Annotated in this window: 20 protein-coding genes; 12 read left to right on the top strand and 8 right to left on the bottom strand. The window is 59.0% G+C overall.

What is annotated here, in order from left to right; genetic code table 11:
• The first annotated feature begins 189 nt into the window (after nucleotides 1–189).
• Together KVQ74_RS28940 and KVQ74_RS28935 are read left to right on the top strand one after the other, a co-directional pair.
• Nucleotides 190–360, top strand: coding sequence for a hypothetical protein (locus tag KVQ74_RS28940; protein WP_217834787.1), 171 nt, complete (start codon nucleotides 190–192; stop codon nucleotides 358–360).
• A complete protein-coding gene (locus tag KVQ74_RS28935; RefSeq protein WP_217834786.1) occupies nucleotides 357–683 on the top strand; it encodes a hypothetical protein in 327 nt (108 codons plus the stop codon). Before KVQ74_RS28940 ends, KVQ74_RS28935 begins: the two co-directional genes overlap by 4 nt.
• 106 nt (nucleotides 684–789) lie before the next feature.
• Here the strand turns inward: KVQ74_RS28935 and KVQ74_RS29480 are convergent, their stop codons facing one another.
• The 3 genes from KVQ74_RS29480 to KVQ74_RS28925 all read right to left on the bottom strand — a co-directional run bounded on the left by KVQ74_RS29480 (nucleotide 790) and on the right by KVQ74_RS28925 (nucleotide 3312).
• The gene (locus KVQ74_RS29480) at nucleotides 790–1044 is read right to left on the bottom strand and encodes a tyrosine-type recombinase/integrase (protein ID WP_318837899.1); all 255 of its coding nucleotides are present in this window, start codon (nucleotides 1042–1044) and stop codon (nucleotides 790–792) included.
• Nucleotides 1044–1745 (bottom strand): integrase family protein, encoded by a 702-nt coding sequence (locus KVQ74_RS28930; protein ID WP_318837898.1) that lies wholly within the window; start codon nucleotides 1743–1745, stop codon nucleotides 1044–1046. Before KVQ74_RS28930 ends, KVQ74_RS29480 begins: the two co-directional genes overlap by 1 nt.
• Before the next feature lie 220 nt (nucleotides 1746–1965).
• The gene (locus tag KVQ74_RS28925; RefSeq protein ID WP_318837897.1) at nucleotides 1966–3312 is read right to left on the bottom strand and encodes a lysozyme inhibitor LprI family protein; all 1347 of its coding nucleotides are present in this window, start codon (nucleotides 3310–3312) and stop codon (nucleotides 1966–1968) included.
• Nucleotides 3313–3557: 245 nt separating this feature from the next.
• Here KVQ74_RS28925 and KVQ74_RS28920 point away from each other — a divergent pair, with 245 nt between their 5' ends.
• The 4 genes from KVQ74_RS28920 (at nucleotide 3558) to KVQ74_RS28905 (ending at nucleotide 8758) form a co-directional block, all read left to right on the top strand.
• Nucleotides 3558–5162: a tetratricopeptide repeat-containing response regulator gene (locus KVQ74_RS28920; protein ID WP_217834784.1), complete on the top strand. Its 1605-nt coding sequence runs from the start codon at nucleotides 3558–3560 to the stop codon at nucleotides 5160–5162.
• Nucleotides 5159–5851: a sensor histidine kinase gene (locus tag KVQ74_RS28915; RefSeq protein ID WP_217834783.1), complete on the top strand. Its 693-nt coding sequence runs from the start codon at nucleotides 5159–5161 to the stop codon at nucleotides 5849–5851. The genes KVQ74_RS28920 and KVQ74_RS28915 overlap by 4 nt, the downstream gene beginning before the upstream one ends.
• Before the next feature lie 228 nt (nucleotides 5852–6079).
• Nucleotides 6080–7321: a glutamine synthetase family protein gene (locus KVQ74_RS28910; protein WP_217834788.1), complete on the top strand. Its 1242-nt coding sequence runs from the start codon at nucleotides 6080–6082 to the stop codon at nucleotides 7319–7321.
• A gap of 69 nt (nucleotides 7322–7390) precedes the next feature.
• Complete coding sequence (locus KVQ74_RS28905) at nucleotides 7391–8758, top strand: MFS transporter (RefSeq protein WP_217834782.1); 1368 nt, start codon at nucleotides 7391–7393, stop codon at nucleotides 8756–8758.
• Nucleotides 8759–8824: 66 nt separating this feature from the next.
• Here KVQ74_RS28905 and KVQ74_RS28900 read toward each other — a convergent pair whose 3' ends face one another.
• From KVQ74_RS28900 to flgA, 4 genes are all read right to left on the bottom strand, one after another.
• Nucleotides 8825–9571, bottom strand: coding sequence for a flagellar brake protein (locus tag KVQ74_RS28900; protein WP_217834781.1), 747 nt, complete (start codon nucleotides 9569–9571; stop codon nucleotides 8825–8827).
• 95 nt (nucleotides 9572–9666) lie between these two features.
• Complete coding sequence (locus KVQ74_RS28895) at nucleotides 9667–10134, bottom strand: flagella synthesis protein FlgN (RefSeq protein ID WP_217834780.1); 468 nt, start codon at nucleotides 10132–10134, stop codon at nucleotides 9667–9669.
• A 48-nt stretch (nucleotides 10135–10182) separates the two neighbouring features.
• Nucleotides 10183–10509 (bottom strand): flagellar biosynthesis anti-sigma factor FlgM, encoded by a 327-nt coding sequence (flgM, locus tag KVQ74_RS28890; protein WP_217834779.1) that lies wholly within the window; start codon nucleotides 10507–10509, stop codon nucleotides 10183–10185.
• 173 nt (nucleotides 10510–10682) lie between these two features.
• Nucleotides 10683–11444, bottom strand: coding sequence for a flagellar basal body P-ring formation chaperone FlgA (gene flgA, locus KVQ74_RS28885; protein WP_217834778.1), 762 nt, complete (start codon nucleotides 11442–11444; stop codon nucleotides 10683–10685).
• A gap of 81 nt (nucleotides 11445–11525) precedes the next feature.
• Here flgA and KVQ74_RS28880 point away from each other — a divergent pair, with 81 nt between their 5' ends.
• The 6 genes from KVQ74_RS28880 (at nucleotide 11526) to flgE (ending at nucleotide 16514) form a co-directional block, all read left to right on the top strand.
• A complete protein-coding gene (locus KVQ74_RS28880; RefSeq protein ID WP_217834777.1) occupies nucleotides 11526–12458 on the top strand; it encodes a chemotaxis protein CheV in 933 nt (310 codons plus the stop codon).
• A gap of 47 nt (nucleotides 12459–12505) precedes the next feature.
• Complete coding sequence (gene cheR / locus KVQ74_RS28875; RefSeq protein WP_217834776.1) at nucleotides 12506–13333, top strand: protein-glutamate O-methyltransferase CheR; 828 nt, start codon at nucleotides 12506–12508, stop codon at nucleotides 13331–13333.
• Between the two features lie 232 nt (nucleotides 13334–13565).
• A complete protein-coding gene (gene flgB / locus KVQ74_RS28870; RefSeq protein WP_217834775.1) occupies nucleotides 13566–13973 on the top strand; it encodes a flagellar basal body rod protein FlgB in 408 nt (135 codons plus the stop codon).
• A 3-nt stretch (nucleotides 13974–13976) separates the two neighbouring features.
• Complete coding sequence (gene flgC / locus KVQ74_RS28865; protein ID WP_065258841.1) at nucleotides 13977–14420, top strand: flagellar basal body rod protein FlgC; 444 nt, start codon at nucleotides 13977–13979, stop codon at nucleotides 14418–14420.
• Between the two features lie 15 nt (nucleotides 14421–14435).
• The gene (gene flgD / locus KVQ74_RS28860) at nucleotides 14436–15161 is read left to right on the top strand and encodes a flagellar hook assembly protein FlgD (RefSeq protein WP_217834774.1); all 726 of its coding nucleotides are present in this window, start codon (nucleotides 14436–14438) and stop codon (nucleotides 15159–15161) included.
• A 30-nt stretch (nucleotides 15162–15191) separates the two neighbouring features.
• Nucleotides 15192–16514 carry a flagellar hook protein FlgE gene (gene flgE / locus KVQ74_RS28855; RefSeq protein ID WP_217834773.1) on the top strand — a complete coding sequence of 441 codons (1323 nt, stop codon included), beginning with the start codon at nucleotides 15192–15194 and terminating at the stop codon, nucleotides 16512–16514.
• On the opposite strand, the gene KVQ74_RS28850 is transcribed toward flgE, so the two are convergent.
• The coding region (locus tag KVQ74_RS28850) for a hypothetical protein (protein WP_217834772.1) at nucleotides 16498–16700 on the bottom strand (203 nt) is incomplete at its 5' end. The genes flgE and KVQ74_RS28850 overlap by 17 nt on opposite strands.

Genomic DNA, 16700 nt, shown 5'->3' with positions numbered 1-16700 from the left:
ACTTAACGTCGTGTCCGGGATTAGTTGACCACTACAAAGTTCACCGAACCGCTCCGCGAACAGTTTCGTCATTCCGAATCCCTTTTTTTAATCGTTTGGCTTGGCTTGGCTTGGCTTGGCTCGAGAGCAGTGGAAGCAGGCCGCCGATAGACGGCGGCCTATCGTGCCACACACGAACGCATCAGTAATATGCGCGTGTTGTTCAACGCCATCGCGAAGGATTTGAAGCACGGCAAGTCGCACGACATCGAAGAGCTGGCCAGCCTCGGGAGTTTCCTTGGCTACGACTGGGCGAACTACGTCGATAGTGAAGTCGAACAGATGCAGAAGGCGCTCGACGCGGTGGAGGTGGTCCAATGAGCGCCGCTATCCGATCACGGGGGGACCTGAGCTTCACCAAACGCGATGATGCCGGCCGGCTCATCAATTGGCCTCGGTACAACTACGGCGTGCCTGGAGACTGGGAAAAGGGTATCGCTTACTTCGATGTCGAGATTTCCGAACTGGCTGCTCACGACGAAACAGAGGCGTTCCATGCGATCCAATTCGCGATCGTGGGTATGGGAGGGCGCTGCACAAGTCTGGAAACGGGATTCATCGACCGAGTGGCCCGTGCTGCGGTGATTGGTCTGCGTTCGCTACGTGCCGGAGCAGAGAAGTTCGCTCCTACAGAAATCGACTGACAAACTACGAAAGCTTCGTGGTATCGAAGGCACTACCCTGCAACGGGGTGGTGCCTTTTTCCATCAGGGTATCAACCCCTCCTTCGCGAGCTTTCGAAGATTGCTATCAGATCTGGACGGAGCGAGCGCGCGCATTCACGGCAGTAACCCGCGGCAGTCCAAGGCAACCAATCGACGACGGGATGTGTCGTGTGTCGCTTGTTTTGGTGGTGGCGCCGACGGCGGTGATCGTCTTCGTTTGGAAGTTCACCGAGGACCATTTCAGGTCGAACAGCTCTCCGCGCCTCATGCCGGCATTCAGCGATACCAGAACCATAGGCTTTAGGTGGTCGGTGAATGGGATCTGCAGCAAGCTCGGCATTAGCTCCTTACCGCGATCGCACTCTCACGCTCCGCCCGCGCTTCGTCTTGGCGGGCGTCCAGTGCTTCCCGGAGCCGTTTTGTCTCTTCAGCATCTAAGTAGCGGACCAGTCCCATCGAGTCGACTTTTAAGGCTTTGAGCCTATCCATCGGGTGGGCATCGATGTACTCCCATTCAACGGCTCTACTGAATACACCGCTGATAGAGCCCATCTTCCGGTTGACCGTCGACGGCTGGTTGCCCGACTGCATCCATCCGGTGCGGATTTGGTCCAGGTCGCGGCCGGTGATCGCGTCGAGCCGCTGAGGCATGATCGCCTCGAAGTTGTTGTCGAGCGTATGCAGAGTTTTCTCATGCCCCTTATGGTGCGTCTTGAACCAGGGCATATAGGTGTCGTCGATAAACTCCCGCAAGGAGGGCAGGGTGGTTCCTCTTCGTCCTTGGGTGACGGCTAGCGGTTCCCCTAGAGTTCTTGCCTCCGCAAGATATTGAGTAGCCTCCGCTCGCGCTTGCTCCAACGTCAGTATGCCAATGCGACCCAAGGTCTTCTTGCGGCCCCTGACCCAGGTCACTACATAGGACTTGGCGCCGGCGGCAGTGACGCGCACGAACAGACCGCCGACGGTGGTATCGTGGACCTCATGTTCGTGGCCGGTTATCTGCAGGGACGCCAGCAGCTTGGCGGTGAGCTTCTCTTTCAATTTGTTCCCATGGGTGCATGGTGGGTGCAAAAAGAACTATACGGCGTCGTTTTCACGGATACAACCGGACGAAAAGCCCAATAAATACGGGGTTTTGTCAGTGATTGTTGGGGTTTGAGTAGCCCTCCTAAGGGGAAGGTTGGCAGTTCGAACCTGCCCTGGGACACCATCTATTGAAAAGCCCCGCGCAGAGAAGTCTGGCGGGGCTTTTTTGTATTTTTCAGTTGCTTTCAGCCCCGTTTTCAGCCTTCCCGATCGATGTGCTGATCTGAGTGATGTGCCGACGTCCGTTGACCGAGTAACTCCGTTCCGGATCTTCCGAGTCGGGTTTACGCAGCATCAGTAACGCGGGTAGCCCGCTCTTTTCGTCATAACGTCCGTACCAGTTGATCAGTCTTGCGACGAAGCAATCCTTGCCAATGGTCACCGCTATATCGGCGACAGGTTCTTCCACGTAGTAACCCGCACCAAACCCGTAGTAGCTCTCGTTGTCTTTGGCGGACGATGGAATAGGGCAGATCGGCGCTCGCCCTTGGCTGGCCACTTCGGGCGCCGGGCTATTCACGTTGATCAAAGCCTTGGTCAGCGCTGTGTGCAGCCCAGGTTCCAGTTTGTAAGTCTTGTTACCTTCCTCGATGTATTGAGTGCGGGGAACCGTCAATTGGTAGTCGTAGTGAACCATCATCGTGGGTACGAGGTTGTTGATCTTCAGAGGATCGAGCAGATAGACCGTATCAACACCGTAGAAACTGTTTCGATAGGCGAGGTAGACCTTTGCGCGAGCCTTGATCCAGGTTGCCGATTGATTCGCGCCGCGATCATTGGTGTAGAAAAGCGAGCTATCGGTGCTGGACTCAGGTTCCCGTGCTGTCTTGATAAATCGGTTGTGGACGCGCCGATAGGTCTCGGTGAAATGAAACATCCCCGTGCCGCCGGAATAGGTTTCAACGATGAGGTCACGCTGACCGTCACCATTCAAGTCCATAAGGGTGTAATTGGTTTCTCCCGACTCGGCAGCTCCCGTGATGTTGGAGGCGATGAGCGCGTTCCATTCGTCTTGGGTAACCCCCTTTGGCATCGCCTTGGGAAAGAGTGGATGTTCATCGCTATCCAGTTCGGCAAAAAATCCGCTTTCGTTCTGGCTGTAGGCCAGAGTGCCAAGCGCGCGCTCCAGTGCAAACTCCGGATTGCTTTTGCGCAAATCCATAACGCGTTGTCGCAGATCTTCCATGACCTGTTTGTCGAGGTCGTCGGGCTGGAAAGTGATGGTTGCAATCCATTGCGCGCGCAGAGCCTGTAAACGATCCCGGTAGCTTTGTTCCAGGCAACCGACGTCGTCAGCGCATTCGGTGCGGGTTTTCAGCCATTGGCGTTGAGCTTTCTTGAGTTCGGAGCGTTCCTCGGCGACGACGCTCATCAGCGTTTGGTAAGCCGTCCCCATCTGCACATCCAGTTCATACAGCGGCTTTTGCGCGCAAATCGTATTCTCGACAGCACTCGCCGCTTTGCTGCAGTCCATTCCCGCCGCCGGTGCGAGTTGGGCAAACACCAGCGTAATCACCGACACGATGTAGCGTCCCTTGCTATACACAATTCAATCCCTGACGTTGAAAAACCAAAACAGCCGCGCAGAGTAATCCCCACGCAACGAATCTTGAACCCCGCTTCAAGAGAACCCCTGTTCCGGCCGATAACCCATTCGGTGACTTCAGAGTCGCACGAAATCGCTTGATAGCATTTGGCCTCCAGCTATCATCTGCGCGCCTGTGGAAAGCCCTCGGTCCATCCTCTTCAATTGCCTGGAAATGCTCGATGTCGTCGTATCACCAAAAGAGTTTTCTGATCGTCGATGATTTCTCGGATTTTCGCAGTTCCGTGCGCTCGATGTTGCGTGAGTTGGGCGTCAAGGATGTGGATACCGCCGACACCGGTGAGCAGGCGCTGAAGATGTGTTCGCAGAAGTCCTATGATTTCATCCTGCAGGATTTCCATCTCGGCGACGGCAAGAAAAACGGCCAGCAGGTGCTGGAAGACTTGATGCTGGAAAAGTTGATCAGTCACGAAGCAGTGTTCGTGATGGTCACCGCCGAGACCAGCCAGGCGATGGTGCTCAGTGCCCTGGAGCATGAGCCGGATGCCTATCTGACCAAGCCGTTCAACCGTTCCGGGCTGGCTCAGCGCCTGGAGCGTCTGGAGCAGCGCAAGACGTTGCTCAAACCGATTCTGCAAGCCCTCGACCGGGGTAAACCGGTCGAGGTGCTCAATGCCTGCATCGCCCTGTGCAAGCAGGACATCCGCTATTCGCCGCTGTGCCTGCGTTACCGCGCCGATGCGCTGCGTGACATGAACCAGAACGAGGCGCTCGAACGCCTCTACGACAGCATCATTGCCGATCGGCCGTTGCCGTGGGCGTTTGCCGGGCTGGGCAAGTTGCTGTTCAAGCGTGGGCAAGTGGCGCAGGCCAAGGGCGTGTACGAAAAAGCCTTGAAGGTGTTCCCGATGATGCCGGCGCTGTATGACGGCATGGCCGACGTGCTGGTTTCCGAGGGCGATACCAAGGGCGCGCAGCAAGTGCTCGAAGAGGCGATTCGCCTGTCGCCGCTGGCGGTACGTCGTCAGGCGTTGCTCGGCAAGCTGGCGATGGCCAACGAAGATTTCGATACCGCCTCGCGTGCCTATCGTCAGGCAGTGACGCAGGGGGCGCAGTCGCGGTTCAAGGATCCGGAAAGCAACCTGGGCCTGGCGCATGCGTTGATCAGCAAGGGCAGCGAGCGCGGCCTCGACACCCGCACGCGGCTGGAGATCAACACCACCCTCAGCGCGGTGGCCAAGGAAAACCCGACCGACCCCGGCCTGCAGATTCGCGCGCGCCTGATGAAAGCCACCAGTCTGCTGCTCAACGATGCCGAAACCGCCGACAAGCTCACCGAACAGGCGCTGATGCGCCTCGACGGCATGGAGCAGTTCATGAGTCCGGAAGCGGCATTGCTGGTCGCCAAGCAATTGCAGATGCTCGGCCAGGCCGAGGCCGGTACGTCGATGCTCAAGAGCTGTGCGGAAATCTACGGCGATGACCCGGCGGTGATGAAAGACATCGCCAAGCTCACCGATGACCCGGCTATCCTCAGTTCGAGCAACGCTGCCGCCGATCTCAACCGGCAGGGTGTGCGGGTGTACAAGACCGGCAATCTGGTGGAGGCCCGCGAGGTGTTCCGCAAGGCGCTGAAGATGCAACCGAAGAACATCAGTATTGCGCTGAACATGGCGCAATCGCTGCTGCACGGCACCGACACCAGTGTGCCGTCGGCGGAGCTGGAAGAATGTCGGGCCTGCCTGAAAACGGTCGGCCTGATGCCCGACACCGACGCGCGTTATCCGCGTTATCAGAAGCTGAAAAGCAAGGCGTTTGGCGAATGAACCAAGACGAGCAGGCACTGGATTTCTCCACGGTGATCGCCTCCACCGTGCATGACATGAAGAACTCCCTGGCGATGCTGACCCAGGCCCACAGCCAATGGCTCGCACGCCTGCCCGAAGCGCAGCGCGAAGGCGCGGAGCAGGGCGTGATCGACTTCGAGTTCGCCCATCTCAACGGCATGCTGGTGCAGTTGCTCGGGCTGTATAAGCTCGGCGTGAACCAGATGCCGCTGCAGCCGGCCTATCACGAGCTGGACGACTTCATCGAGGCACAGCTGGCGGCGCATCAGGAAGTGTTCGCCAGTCGCGGGATCATCGCCACTTATGAAGTCGATCCGCTGAGCCCGCTGGGTTTCTTCGACCGTGAACTGATCGCCTCGGTGCTGGGTAACTGCATCAACAACGCGATCCGCTATGCCCGCGAATCGCTGCTGATCACTGTCAGCGACGAAGCCGGGCAACTGGTGCTGAGCATCAACGATGATGGCGACGGTTATCCGGCGGACATGCTCGAGCGGCAGTCCGAATATGTGCAGGGCATCAATCACAGCAGCGGCAGCACCGGGCTGGGCCTGTACTTTGCGGGGCGTATCGCGGCGCTGCATCAGCGCAACGGCATTGGCGGGCGTACCGAGATCCGCAATGGCGGGCCGTTGGGCGGCGGAGTGTTCAGTCTCTACCTGCCCTGACGCTGTCTGCGTATAAGTCGTTCGTGTCGTTTGGGTTTTTGTTTGGCGCGGCTTGAATTTCCGCGCGGCTGATGCCTATGTTGTCGGGTCGCCGTTCGCGGCTCGCACAATAACAAGGATTGCGTCATGACAACCGATGGCCAGCGTTCACTCGCGCAGCGATTGACGGGCATTGATGAGATTGAATGTGTCACGCCGGATTTGAACGGCGTGCCACGGGGCAAGGTGATGACCGCCGAGGGTTTCCTCGAAGGTCGGCGTTTGCAGTTGGCCCGGGGGGTGCTGCTGCAATGCATCATGGGCGGCTATCCTGCCGCGAAATTCTACGGCAGCGATGACGGCGATCTGGCACTGGTGGCCGATCCTGCGCAGATTCATCCGCTGCCCTGGGCCGACGAGCCACGCGCCCTGGCGATCTGTGACGCCGACGAACTGACCGGCGAAAGCTCGAACCTGTCGACACGCGGTCAGCTCAAGAAAGTCATCGCCCGCTACGCCGCCCGAGGCCTGGCGCCGGTGGTGGCGACCGAGCTGGAATTCTTTGTCTTCGCCCCGAACACCGATCCGACCCAGCCGTTCCAGCCGCCAGTGGGCCGCGACGGTCGCCGCGAGGACGGTCACTCGGCATTCAGCGTCAGCTCCAACAGCGGGCTGCGGCCGTTCTTCAGTGAAGTCTATAAATGCATGGCGGCCCTGGGCCTGCCGCGCGACACCTTCATGCACGAAATGGGCGTCAGCCAGTTCGAGATCAACCTGCTGCACGGTGATCCGCTGTTGCTGGCCGACCAGACCTTTCTGTTCAAGCACCTGCTCAAGGAAGTCGCGCTCAAGCATGGCCTGACCGTGGTGTGCATGGCCAAGCCCCTGGCGCACACGCCGGGCAGTTCGATGCACATCCACCAGAGCATCGTCGAAATCGGCAGTGGCAAGAACGTATTCAATGATGCGCACGGTCAACCGACTGCGATGTTCCGCCATTTCATCGGCGGGCAGCAGGCGGGCATGGCGGACTTCACCGCGTTGTTTGCGCCGAACGTCAACTCCTACCAGCGCCTGTGTCATCCGTTCGCGTCGCCGAACAACGCGTGCTGGTCCCACGACAACCGGGCGGCGGGGCTGCGCATTCCGGCCAGTTCGCCGGTCGCGCGTCGGGTCGAGAACCGCTTGCCGGGCGCCGATGCCAACCCGTATCTGGCGATTGCCGCGAGCCTTGCGGCCGGCCTGTACGGCATTGAGCATCAACTGGAGCCGAGCGAGCCGATCCAGGGCGAGTTCGACGTGCCGGACAACCTTTCGTTGCCGTGTACCTTGCACGCCGCGATCGAGCGTCTGAAGCGCAGCCCGTTGGCCAAGGAACTGTTCGGCGCCGAGTTCATCGAAGGCTACATCGCTTCGAAAACCATGGAACTGACCAGTTTCTTTGACGAAATCACTCCCTGGGAGCGTCGTGTTCTAGCCGCCCAGGCCTGACGAACCGTTGCCATCGGGCTATCGTTCCGTTAGCCCGATACTGATTGCAAGGAGCCGCTCGGAGCGCTGATGCACAAGATCTGGAAATCCTTTCGAGCGTTGTATTTCGCCTCGCTGATGATGTTGATCGGCTCGGGCCTGTTGAGCACTTATCTGGCATTGCGCCTGGCGGCCGACCACGTCGACGGACTGTGGGTCGGTGCCTTGATGGCGGCCAACTATTTCGGCCTGGTGCTGGGCGGCAAGATCGGCCATCGGCTGATCGCCCGGGTCGGGCACATCCGCGCCTATTCGGCTTGTGCCGGGATCGTCGGCGCGGCGGTGCTCGGTCATGGTCTGGTGGACTGGCTGCCAGCATGGCTGGTGCTGCGGACCATCGTCGGCCTCGGCATGATGTGCCAGTACATGGTGATCGAGAGCTGGCTCAACGAGCAGGCTGACGCCAACCAGCGCGGCATGGTGTTCAGCGGCTACATGATCGCTTCGTATCTGGGGCTGGTGCTGGGTCAATTGATTCTGGTCATGCACCCGGGCCTGGGCCTGGAGCTGCTGATGCTGGTCGCGCTGTGCTTTGCGTTGTGTCTGGTGCCGGTGGCGCTGACCCGGCGGATTCACCCGGCACCGCTGCATCCGGCGCCGATGGAGCCGCGGTTTTTCATCAAGCGCGTGCCGCAGTCGTTGAGTACGGTGCTGGGCGCGGGTCTGATCATCGGTTCGTTCTACGGTCTGGCGCCGTTGTATGCCTCGCAGCAGGGGCTGTCCACCGAGCAGGTCGGTCTGTTCATGGGGACCTGCATTTTTGCCGGGTTACTGGTGCAGTGGCCGTTGGGCTGGTTGTCCGACCGTTATGATCGGGCGGTGCTGATTCGCAGCTTTGCCGGGATTCTGGCCGTGGCGGCGTTGCCGTTGGCGATTCTGCCGAAGGTGCCGCTGGAGGTGTTGTTTGGTGTCGGCTTCCTGTGTTCGCTGGTGCAGTTCTGCCTGTATCCGCTGGCGGTGGCGTTCTCCAACGACCACGTCGAGGGTGATCGGCGGGTATCGCTGACGGCGATGCTGCTGGTGACTTACGGCGTCGGCGCAAGTATCGGGCCGCTGGCCGCTGGCGTTCTGATGAAGCTGTTCGGCAGTCAGAGCCTGTATGCGTTCTTCACCTTTTTCGCGCTGGTGCTGGTGTGGCGGATCCGGCCGAAAGCCGTGACCAATCTGCATCAGGTCGATGATGCGCCACTGCATCACGTGGCGATGCCGGACAGCATGTCCAGTTCGCCGCTGGTGGCGGCGCTCGATCCTCGGGTCGACGAGCAGGTGGTGCAGGAGCAGATGCAGACCACGGTGACTGAACCGGCACCTGAGCCGGAGCCGTCGGAGGAGCCTGAGGTTGAAGCTGACAAAGACAAACCGGTACCTGACATCAGTGACGCCAGGCCTTTTCCCTGAAAAGCACCGGGCATAAAAAACGGGCAGTCACCGCAAGTGACTGCCCGTTTTTTTATCGCGCGGCGATCAGAAGTCGTCTTTATCGAAGCGACGTGCCTCGCGCTGCAACTGATAAACGAAGCGTTCGACGTTGCGTGCGGCCTGGCCGCTGATGTTGTGGAAGCGCAGGCCGGCGAAGGTGATGTTGAGTTTTTCTTCGAAGTGCAGGTAACGCAGTTCGACCGATGTCGGTTGATTGCCGAACAGCGGCGGGGCGATCAGGCGATCGTAGACCTGACCCAGTTGCAGGCGGCCGGTGATGTCGCCTTCGAAGCGCAGTTTGCAGCCGGTGGCGGAAATATCCAGCAGCTTGCCGCCAATCGGCGCCTTGAGTTTTTCGCCGCCCAGTTCGACGTTGACCAGGTCGGTCAGCTTCAGCGCGGCGCGGAAGGCATTGCGGCGCTGGTGGTAAACCACTTCGGTCGGCAGTTCGCCGGTGTAGAAGCGGTCGCCGGTGGTTTCTTCGATGTTCAGCGTGCCCGTGCATTCCCAGGCGATACGCACGCCGTCATGGAAGCCTTCAACCTTGAACGGTTCGCCCGCGAGCAGGAAACGCTCGCCGTCGCGCGGGATCATTTCATCCAGGGCGATGGTGGCGGTGTCACGATCCACTTTGATCAGATAGCTCTGAAAGCGCTGGCTGCGTTCGTGGAAGGTGATGACCAGCGGGTCGTGGCTTTCTTGCAACTGGCGCAGGTTGCTGGAGATTTCCAGAGGTGTGGTAAGCACCTTTGGTGGCTGCGGAGCATCATCCGCGCTGAGGACGTTGGACACGTTGAATCAATCTCCAGACAAAATTTGACTACGGCTGGCCAGTATTTTGCCAGCATGTTTCATGCGTTGATAGGGCGCAAGCATAGAAGAAACAATCACGCCTGGCTGAGCGCGCGCGGTTTCTGCAGTTTGGAGAAGGTGCCACTGGCATCGTAGAGCGCAGGAGGCTCACCGCCGGTGAGGATTTTCAGCTGATTAGCCGTCGCAGCCTGCTGAATCACGATCGACTGGCCGTTCTTGACGTTGGCCGCCTGGCACTGGGCAATCAGGTCGGTGAGCACGTCGCTCTGGGCCAGCAACTGGTCGCCGATGCTCGACTGGCTGGCCAGTTGCTCCAGGCCCTGACGATTGATCGGCAGGTTGAGGCTGGCGAGGACTTCGCTGCGTTTGCGGCCGCGCTGCTCCAACTGAATGATCAGCGCCTGTTTGCGTGCCAGGATGTCTTCGAGTTGCGGCATGTCACGACCGTGCAAGGCGAGGGATTCGACTTGCAGCAACTCCAGCAGTTGTTGAGCTGGAGCAAAATCGTCGGTGATCAGTTGCAATAAAGTAGTGTCGTGCATGGCTGGCCTTGGGTTTTAAGCGTCCAAAAGCCTGGCGCAGACCGGGGCCTAGCGCTGGGCTTCGAAGTTGAGCAGTTTGCTGGCTACACGGTTGCTGTCGACTTTATAGCTGCCATCGGCAATCGCTGCTTTCAACTCGGCCACGCGGGCTTTGTCGACGGCAGGCTGATCGCGCAGCTTGTCAGTGACCTTCTGCAACTGTTGAGCCTCATTGCTGAGGTGTACCGATTCCCCGCTTTTTGCGGCACTGGCCTGTTCGGCCGGGGTATTCAGCGGCGCGGAAGTGCCGGTTTCGGCGGTTTCCTTAGGCGTGCTGGTACGTGTACTGCCCGTAAGTGACGAGGAGCTGTTCAAACGGCTGAAATCGATGACCATGATAAAAACCTCTGGGTATTTGGACGCTTGCCATGTTTTCGGCCATACCCGATAAAACTTTAGGCTCATTTATCAATGAGCTTGCGCGCGTCAGCGCTCGCTGCAGATGAGCCACAGTTTAGGGAACGACGCAGGCCGGCGCCAGTTTTCTGCAGGGCCTCTGTCCACGTCGCTCACATAGCCACTTCCACCTGGCCCGGCGCGGTGACTTGCGCCTTGATGACCCGTTGCGAATTAAGGTTTTTCACGCGAATCTGTTCCTTCAAGCCGCCGTTGGCAAGGGCTTCGCCGGGCATCCGTACCGCCAGTGTGCCGCTGCGCGCGGTGATGACCACCTGATCGCCCTTGCGCACGACTTCCGCCTGTTCCAGATGCACCAGGGTAATCACCTGGTCGGCGACCGTTGGTCGGGTCAATTTTTGCCCGATCGCCTGATCCACCGACGTCAGGAATCCCTGATTGATCTGGCTGACGTCGCGTTCACGCAAGGTCACGTCCTGAGGCTCGATGATGCCGGCGCGCTTGAGCGGACGAGTGGTCGTCACAATCTCGCGAAACAGCCGGACTTGAGCGGGCACGAACACTGTCCAGGGCGAGGCGCCGTCGCATCTGACCTTGACCGTCACCCGGCCCAGAGGACGTGCCGGACTCTCCAGGGTCGCTGTCAATTCCTTGTCGCACATAGGCATGCGCATGCGTGGATCGAGCTGGTTCACCTCGATTTCATAGCGACCTTCCGTTTGACTGGTAGCCAGATAGTCTTCTACGGTGAATTCAAGAAAGCCCTGAGTGACGCCGATAAGCATGTCAGGCAAGGTAACCGTATCAGCAACGGCAGGGCTGCCCGGGTAGAAAATGCAAACGGCCGACACCGCGCAAAGCCATCTGCGGGCTGGGGATGTCAGGCGTCGGAAAAATGTCGTTTGAGTGTTCATACGAGTTAAAAAGCAAGCGCCGTGCCGTTTAGCAATGAATGTGCGTCGCAACAACACTTGGCGTTGGGTAGGAGTCTGGGCATGGCTGGTGTAATGGATTCGGTGAACCAGCGCACGCAACTGGTAGGGCAGAATCGCCTGGAGCTGCTGTTGTTCCGTCTCGACGGCCAGCAGCTCTACGGGATCAACGTGTTCAAGGTTCGGGAAGTGCTGCAATGCCCGCAACTGACGTTGATGCCCAAGTCCAGTCCTGTCGTGTGCGGGGTGGCGAATATCCGGGGGGCGACCATTCCGATCCTTGATCTGGCAATGGCGACCGGCTCCGGTGCTTTGAAAGACAAGAACAATCCGTTCGTGATCATCACGGAATACAACACCAAGACCCAGGGTTTCCTGGTGCGCTCGGTGGAACGCATCGTCAACATGAACTGGGAAGAGATCCATCCGCCGCCCAAGGGCACCGGGCGCGACCACTACCTGACCGCTGTGACTCGGGTGGACAATCAGTTAGTCGAAATCATCGACGTCGAGAAGGTGCTGGCGGAAGTCGCGCCGACGCCGGAAGCGATTTCGGTCGGCGTGGTGGATGTCGAGACCCAGAGCAAGGCATTGTCATTGCGGGTGCTGACGGTCGATGACTCGTCGGTGGCGCGCAAGCAGGTGACGCGTTGCCTGCAGACAGTGGGTGTCGAAGTGGTGGCGCTGAACGACGGCCGGCAAGCGCTGGATTACCTGCGCAAACTGGTCGACGAGGGCAAGAAGCCGGAAGAAGAGTTCCTGATGATGATTTCCGACATCGAGATGCCGGAGATGGACGGGTACACCCTGACGGCCGAGATCCGCAGCGATCCTCGCATGCAAAAGCTTCATATCATCCTGCATACTTCGTTGTCGGGTGTGTTCAACCAGGCGATGGTCAAGAAAGTCGGTGCCGATGACTTCCTGGCCAAATTCCGTCCTGATGACCTGGCATCCCGGGTAGTCGACCGGATCAAAGCAGCAGATATCAGCTAGGGACCTTTCGTCCCTGGCGGTCAACACGATTTAAGAGGCGGCATCATTTGTCTACGGGTAATTTGGATTTCGAACAGTTCCGGGTCTTCCTGGAAAAGGCCTGTGGCATTTTGCTCGGTGAAAACAAGCAGTACCTGGTGTCGAGCCGTCTCAACAAACTGATGGAGCAGCAGGGCATCAAGTCGCTGGGTGAGCTGGTCCAGCGCATCCAGACCCAGCCGCGCAGCGGTTTGCGCGAGCAGGTGGTCGATGCCATGACGACCAACGAAACCCTGTGGTTTCGCGACACCTATCCGTTTGAAGTCTTGAAGAACAAGGTCCTGCCCGAAGCGATCAAGGCCAGCCCCAACCAGCGTCTGCGGATCTGGTCGGCGGCCTGCTCGTCGGGTCAGGAACCCTATTCGATGTCGATGGCGATCGATGAGTTCGAACGGACCAACCTCGGTCAGTTGAAGATGGGCGTGCAGATCGTTGCCACCGATCTGTCGGGCAGCATGCTGACCAACTGCAAGACCGGCGAATACGACAGCCTGGCAATCGGCCGTGGTTTGTCGGCTGATCGTTTGCAACGTTACTTCGACCCGAAAGGGCCGGGGCGCTGGGTAGTCAAGGCGCCGATCCGCAGCCGTGTGGAATTCCGCTCGTTCAACCTGCTCGACAGCTACGCCAGCCTCGGCAAGTTCGACATCGTGTTCTGCCGCAACGTGCTGATCTACTTCTCCGCCGAGGTGAAGAAAGACATCCTGTTGCGCATCCACAGCACGCTGAAGCCGGGCGGTTATCTGTTCCTCGGCGCTTCCGAGGCGCTGAACGGTTTGCCGGACCATTACCAGATGGTCCAGTGCAGCCCTGGGATCATCTACCAGGCGAAGTGACTGATCGCGGCAACACAAAAGAAACGGGAGTCCTCAGGGACTCCCGTTTTTTTATGCCTGCCGCTCATTGGCGGCAGAAAAGCGGCATTGAGCGGAAGCCGGTTGCCGCTTTTCTGGCATTGCCGCGTTGCCGACTTGCAGCAAAGCCCCGCAATCCGGGGCTTTTTTGAATTGGCACGCCGCTTGCTATAGCCCTGTTACGAAAAACTCCGGTCACCTGAAGGTTCCCGACATGAGCATCAGCTTCGATAAAGCGCTCGGTATTCACGAAAAAGCCCTGGGCTTCCGCGCCCAGCGTGCCGAAGTCCTGGCCAACAACATCACCAACGCCGATACCCCGAACTACAAGGCTCGGGACCTGGACTTCTCCAAAGTGCTCGAAGCACAGAGCCAGAAGAACAACAACGGCACGATTGCCCTGAACATGACCAACAGCCGTCACATCGAAGCTGAAGGCCTGGGCAATGGCGATGAGTCGCTGATGTATCGCACGCCGATGCAGCCTTCGATCGACCAGAACACCGTTGACGCTCAACTGGAGCAGGCGAACTACGCAGAAAACGCCGTCGGCTTCCAGGCCAGCTTCACCCTGCTCAACAGCAAATTCAAAGGGCTGGTGTCAGCCCTGCGCGGAGAGTAATCCATGTCCCTGTCCAGCGTTTTCAACATTGCCGGCAGCGGCATGAGCGCCCAGAACACCCGTCTGAACACCGTGGCGTCGAACATCGCCAACGCCGAGACCGTCTCGTCGAGCATCGACCAGACCTACCGCGCCCGTCACCCGGTATTCGCCACCATGTTCCAGGGCGGCCAGAGCGGCGGCAGCGACTCGCTGTTCCAGAATCAGGACGCCGCAGGCCAGGGCGTGCAGGTGCTCGGCGTGGTCGAAGACCAGAGCAACCTCGAAGCGCGTTACGAGCCCAATCATCCGGCGGCCGACGCCAAGGGTTATGTCTACTACCCGAACGTCAATGTGGTCGAAGAAATGGCTGACATGATCTCCGCGAGCCGGTCGTTCCAGACCAACGCCGAAATGATGAACACCGCCAAAACCATGATGCAGAAGGTACTGACCCTCGGTCAGTGATAAGGGGCGACTGCCATGAGTGTTACTGATACCACCAGCAGCCTGAGCATGACCGATATCCTGGCGAACTCGTCGAAAAAGACCGGTTCGACCAGCGATGGCATTGCGTCGGCCACCAACAGCTCGACCGGCGGCCAGGCCCTGGGCAAGGACGCGTTCCTGCAACTGCTGGTGACCCAGCTGAAAAACCAGAACCCGCTCGACCCGCAGGACAACAGCGCGTTCGTTGCGCAGTTGGCGCAGTTCAGTAGCCTTGAAGGCATCACCACGCTCAACAGCACGGTCAGCTCGCTGGCGGGCAACTACAACTCGTCGCAGGCGCTGCAGGCCTCGTCGCTGGTGGGTCGCAACGTGATCGTGCAGACCAACACCGTTCAGCTGGACGATCCAAGCAAAGGCATGACCGGTTCGGTCACCGTGCCGTCGTCGATTGCCGGCGGAACCGTCTCGATCAGCGACAGCACCGGCGCCGTCATTCGTACCATCGACCTGGGCAGCCGCGCTGCCGGCAGTGCGAGCTTCACCTGGGACGGCAAGGACAAGGACGGCAATCTGGTCAAGACCGGTACTTACACCGTCAAGGCCAACGCCTCGATCAACGGCACCTCGACGGATATGGCGACCTATCTGCCGGCCACGGTCAACAGCGTGACCATCAGCCAGACCGGTGGCGAGCTGATGCTCAACCTGTCCGGCAAGGGCACCGTTGCCCTGTCCAAAGTACAAACCATTGGTATATAGAGCCGACCAACCGGCACAAAGGAGTGGAATATGTCTTTCAATATCGGCCTTAGCGGTCTCTATGCAGCCAACAAACAACTGGACGTGACCGGCAACAACATCGCCAACGTCGCGACCGCCGGTTTCAAATCCTCGCGCACCGAATTCGAAGACGTCTACTCGGCGACTCGCCTGGGCAGCGGCAGCAAGGTCATCGGCAACGGCGTGCGCCTGGCGAACGTTTCCCAGCAGTTCACCCAGGGTGACATCAACAACACCGGCAACGTGCTGGACATGGGGATCAACGGTTCGGGCTTCTTCACCCTGAGCAACAACGGTTCGGTGTCCTACACCCGTGCCGGTACGTTCAAGGTCGATAAAGATGGCTTCATCACCAACACCGATTACACCTCGCGCCTGCAAGGCTACGGTGTGGATGCCAACGGCAAGATCATCAACGGTGTGTTGACCGACCTGAAAATCGACACCTCGAACCTGGCGCCGAAGTCCACCTCGCTGGTGGGTTCGACCATCAACCTGAACTCGACGGCTGCGGTGATCGATGACACCGTTGCGGCCGGCAAATTCGATCCGTCCAAGACTGAAACCTACACCAAGTCGTTCAGCACGCCGATCTACGACAGCCAGGGCAACCAGCACAGCATGGATCAGTACATGGTGAAAACCGGTTCCAACACCTGGAAGGTTTACACCCTGGTCGATGGTCGCAACCCGGATGGCAGTGATCCAACCGCTGCGGCTACCCCTCCGGTCGCTTCGACGCTGACTTTTGACACCGCAGGCAAGTTGACTCAGGTCAGCACCCCGAGTGCTTCCGGTCCGGTCATCAGCAGCGACTTGAAGTTCACTGGCTGGGTGCCTGGTACTGTCACCAACGGTGTCTGGACGGCTAACGGCGCTGCCGCGAACCCGGCCGGCATTACGATCTCCATGGCCAAGACCACTCAGTTCAACGCTGATACCGCCCGTTCGATTCCGACTCAGGATGGTTACGCCACCGGCCAGATCACCAACCTGACCATCGACGGCACCGGTACGCTGTTCGCCAACTTCAGCAACAACGAGAGCAAGGCCATCGGCCAGGTCGCACTGGCCAGCTTCACCAACGAGCAAGGCCTGCAGCCTATCGGCGGCACCTCCTGGAAAGAAACCTTCGCTTCGGGTATCCCGGGCTACGATGCGCCGGAAACCGGCACGCTGGGTTCGGTGGTTTCCAACTCGCTGGAAGAGTCGAACGTCAACCTGACCAATGAGCTGGTGGACCTGATCAAGGGCCAGAGCAACTATCAGGCGAACGCCAAGACCATTTCGACTCAGAGCACTATCATGCAGACCATCATTCAGATGACTTGATGTCTGGTTGAGCTTTGCAAGAGCCCCTCTTTTGAGGGGCTTTTTTGTGGTTGCGCTTTTTGGTCTTGGCGGCCTTTGGGCCGACCAGGTTCTTGGGGGTTGGGGGGAATATCCGTTGCTGCGGTAACGGCTTCTTATGGTTTCGCCCTGACGGCGAGTCACCTTTTTCAGACGCCAAAAAGGTAA

The organism is Pseudomonas botevensis (genome assembly GCF_019145475.1).
Lineage (GTDB): Bacteria > Pseudomonadota > Gammaproteobacteria > Pseudomonadales > Pseudomonadaceae > Aquipseudomonas > Aquipseudomonas botevensis.
The sequence above is the reverse complement of the archived record's forward strand: the minus strand, read 5'-3'. Positions and strand labels throughout refer to the sequence as shown.

Bases quoted from the DNA above. Each gene is read 5' to 3' on its own strand.
- KVQ74_RS28940 (WP_217834787.1), top strand. From the start codon at position 190: ATGCGCGTGTTGTTCAACGCCATCGCGAAGGATTTGAAGCACGGCAAG.
- KVQ74_RS28935 (WP_217834786.1), top strand. From the start codon at position 357: ATGAGCGCCGCTATCCGATCACGGGGGGACCTGAGCTTCACCAAACGC.
- KVQ74_RS29480 (WP_318837899.1), bottom strand. From the start codon at position 1,044: ATGCCGAGCTTGCTGCAGATCCCATTCACCGACCACCTAAAGCCTATG.
- KVQ74_RS28920 (WP_217834784.1), top strand. From the start codon at position 3,558: ATGTCGTCGTATCACCAAAAGAGTTTTCTGATCGTCGATGATTTCTCG.
- KVQ74_RS28915 (WP_217834783.1), top strand. From the start codon at position 5,159: ATGAACCAAGACGAGCAGGCACTGGATTTCTCCACGGTGATCGCCTCC.
- KVQ74_RS28910 (WP_217834788.1), top strand. From the start codon at position 6,080: ATGACCGCCGAGGGTTTCCTCGAAGGTCGGCGTTTGCAGTTGGCCCGG.
- KVQ74_RS28905 (WP_217834782.1), top strand. From the start codon at position 7,391: ATGCACAAGATCTGGAAATCCTTTCGAGCGTTGTATTTCGCCTCGCTG.
- KVQ74_RS28895 (WP_217834780.1), bottom strand. From the start codon at position 10,134: ATGCACGACACTACTTTATTGCAACTGATCACCGACGATTTTGCTCCA.
- flgM (WP_217834779.1), bottom strand. From the start codon at position 10,509: ATGGTCATCGATTTCAGCCGTTTGAACAGCTCCTCGTCACTTACGGGC.
- flgA (WP_217834778.1), bottom strand. From the start codon at position 11,444: ATGAACACTCAAACGACATTTTTCCGACGCCTGACATCCCCAGCCCGC.
- KVQ74_RS28880 (WP_217834777.1), top strand. From the start codon at position 11,526: ATGGCTGGTGTAATGGATTCGGTGAACCAGCGCACGCAACTGGTAGGG.
- flgB (WP_217834775.1), top strand. From the start codon at position 13,566: ATGAGCATCAGCTTCGATAAAGCGCTCGGTATTCACGAAAAAGCCCTG.
- flgC (WP_065258841.1), top strand. From the start codon at position 13,977: ATGTCCCTGTCCAGCGTTTTCAACATTGCCGGCAGCGGCATGAGCGCC.
- flgD (WP_217834774.1), top strand. From the start codon at position 14,436: ATGAGTGTTACTGATACCACCAGCAGCCTGAGCATGACCGATATCCTG.
- flgE (WP_217834773.1), top strand. From the start codon at position 15,192: ATGTCTTTCAATATCGGCCTTAGCGGTCTCTATGCAGCCAACAAACAA.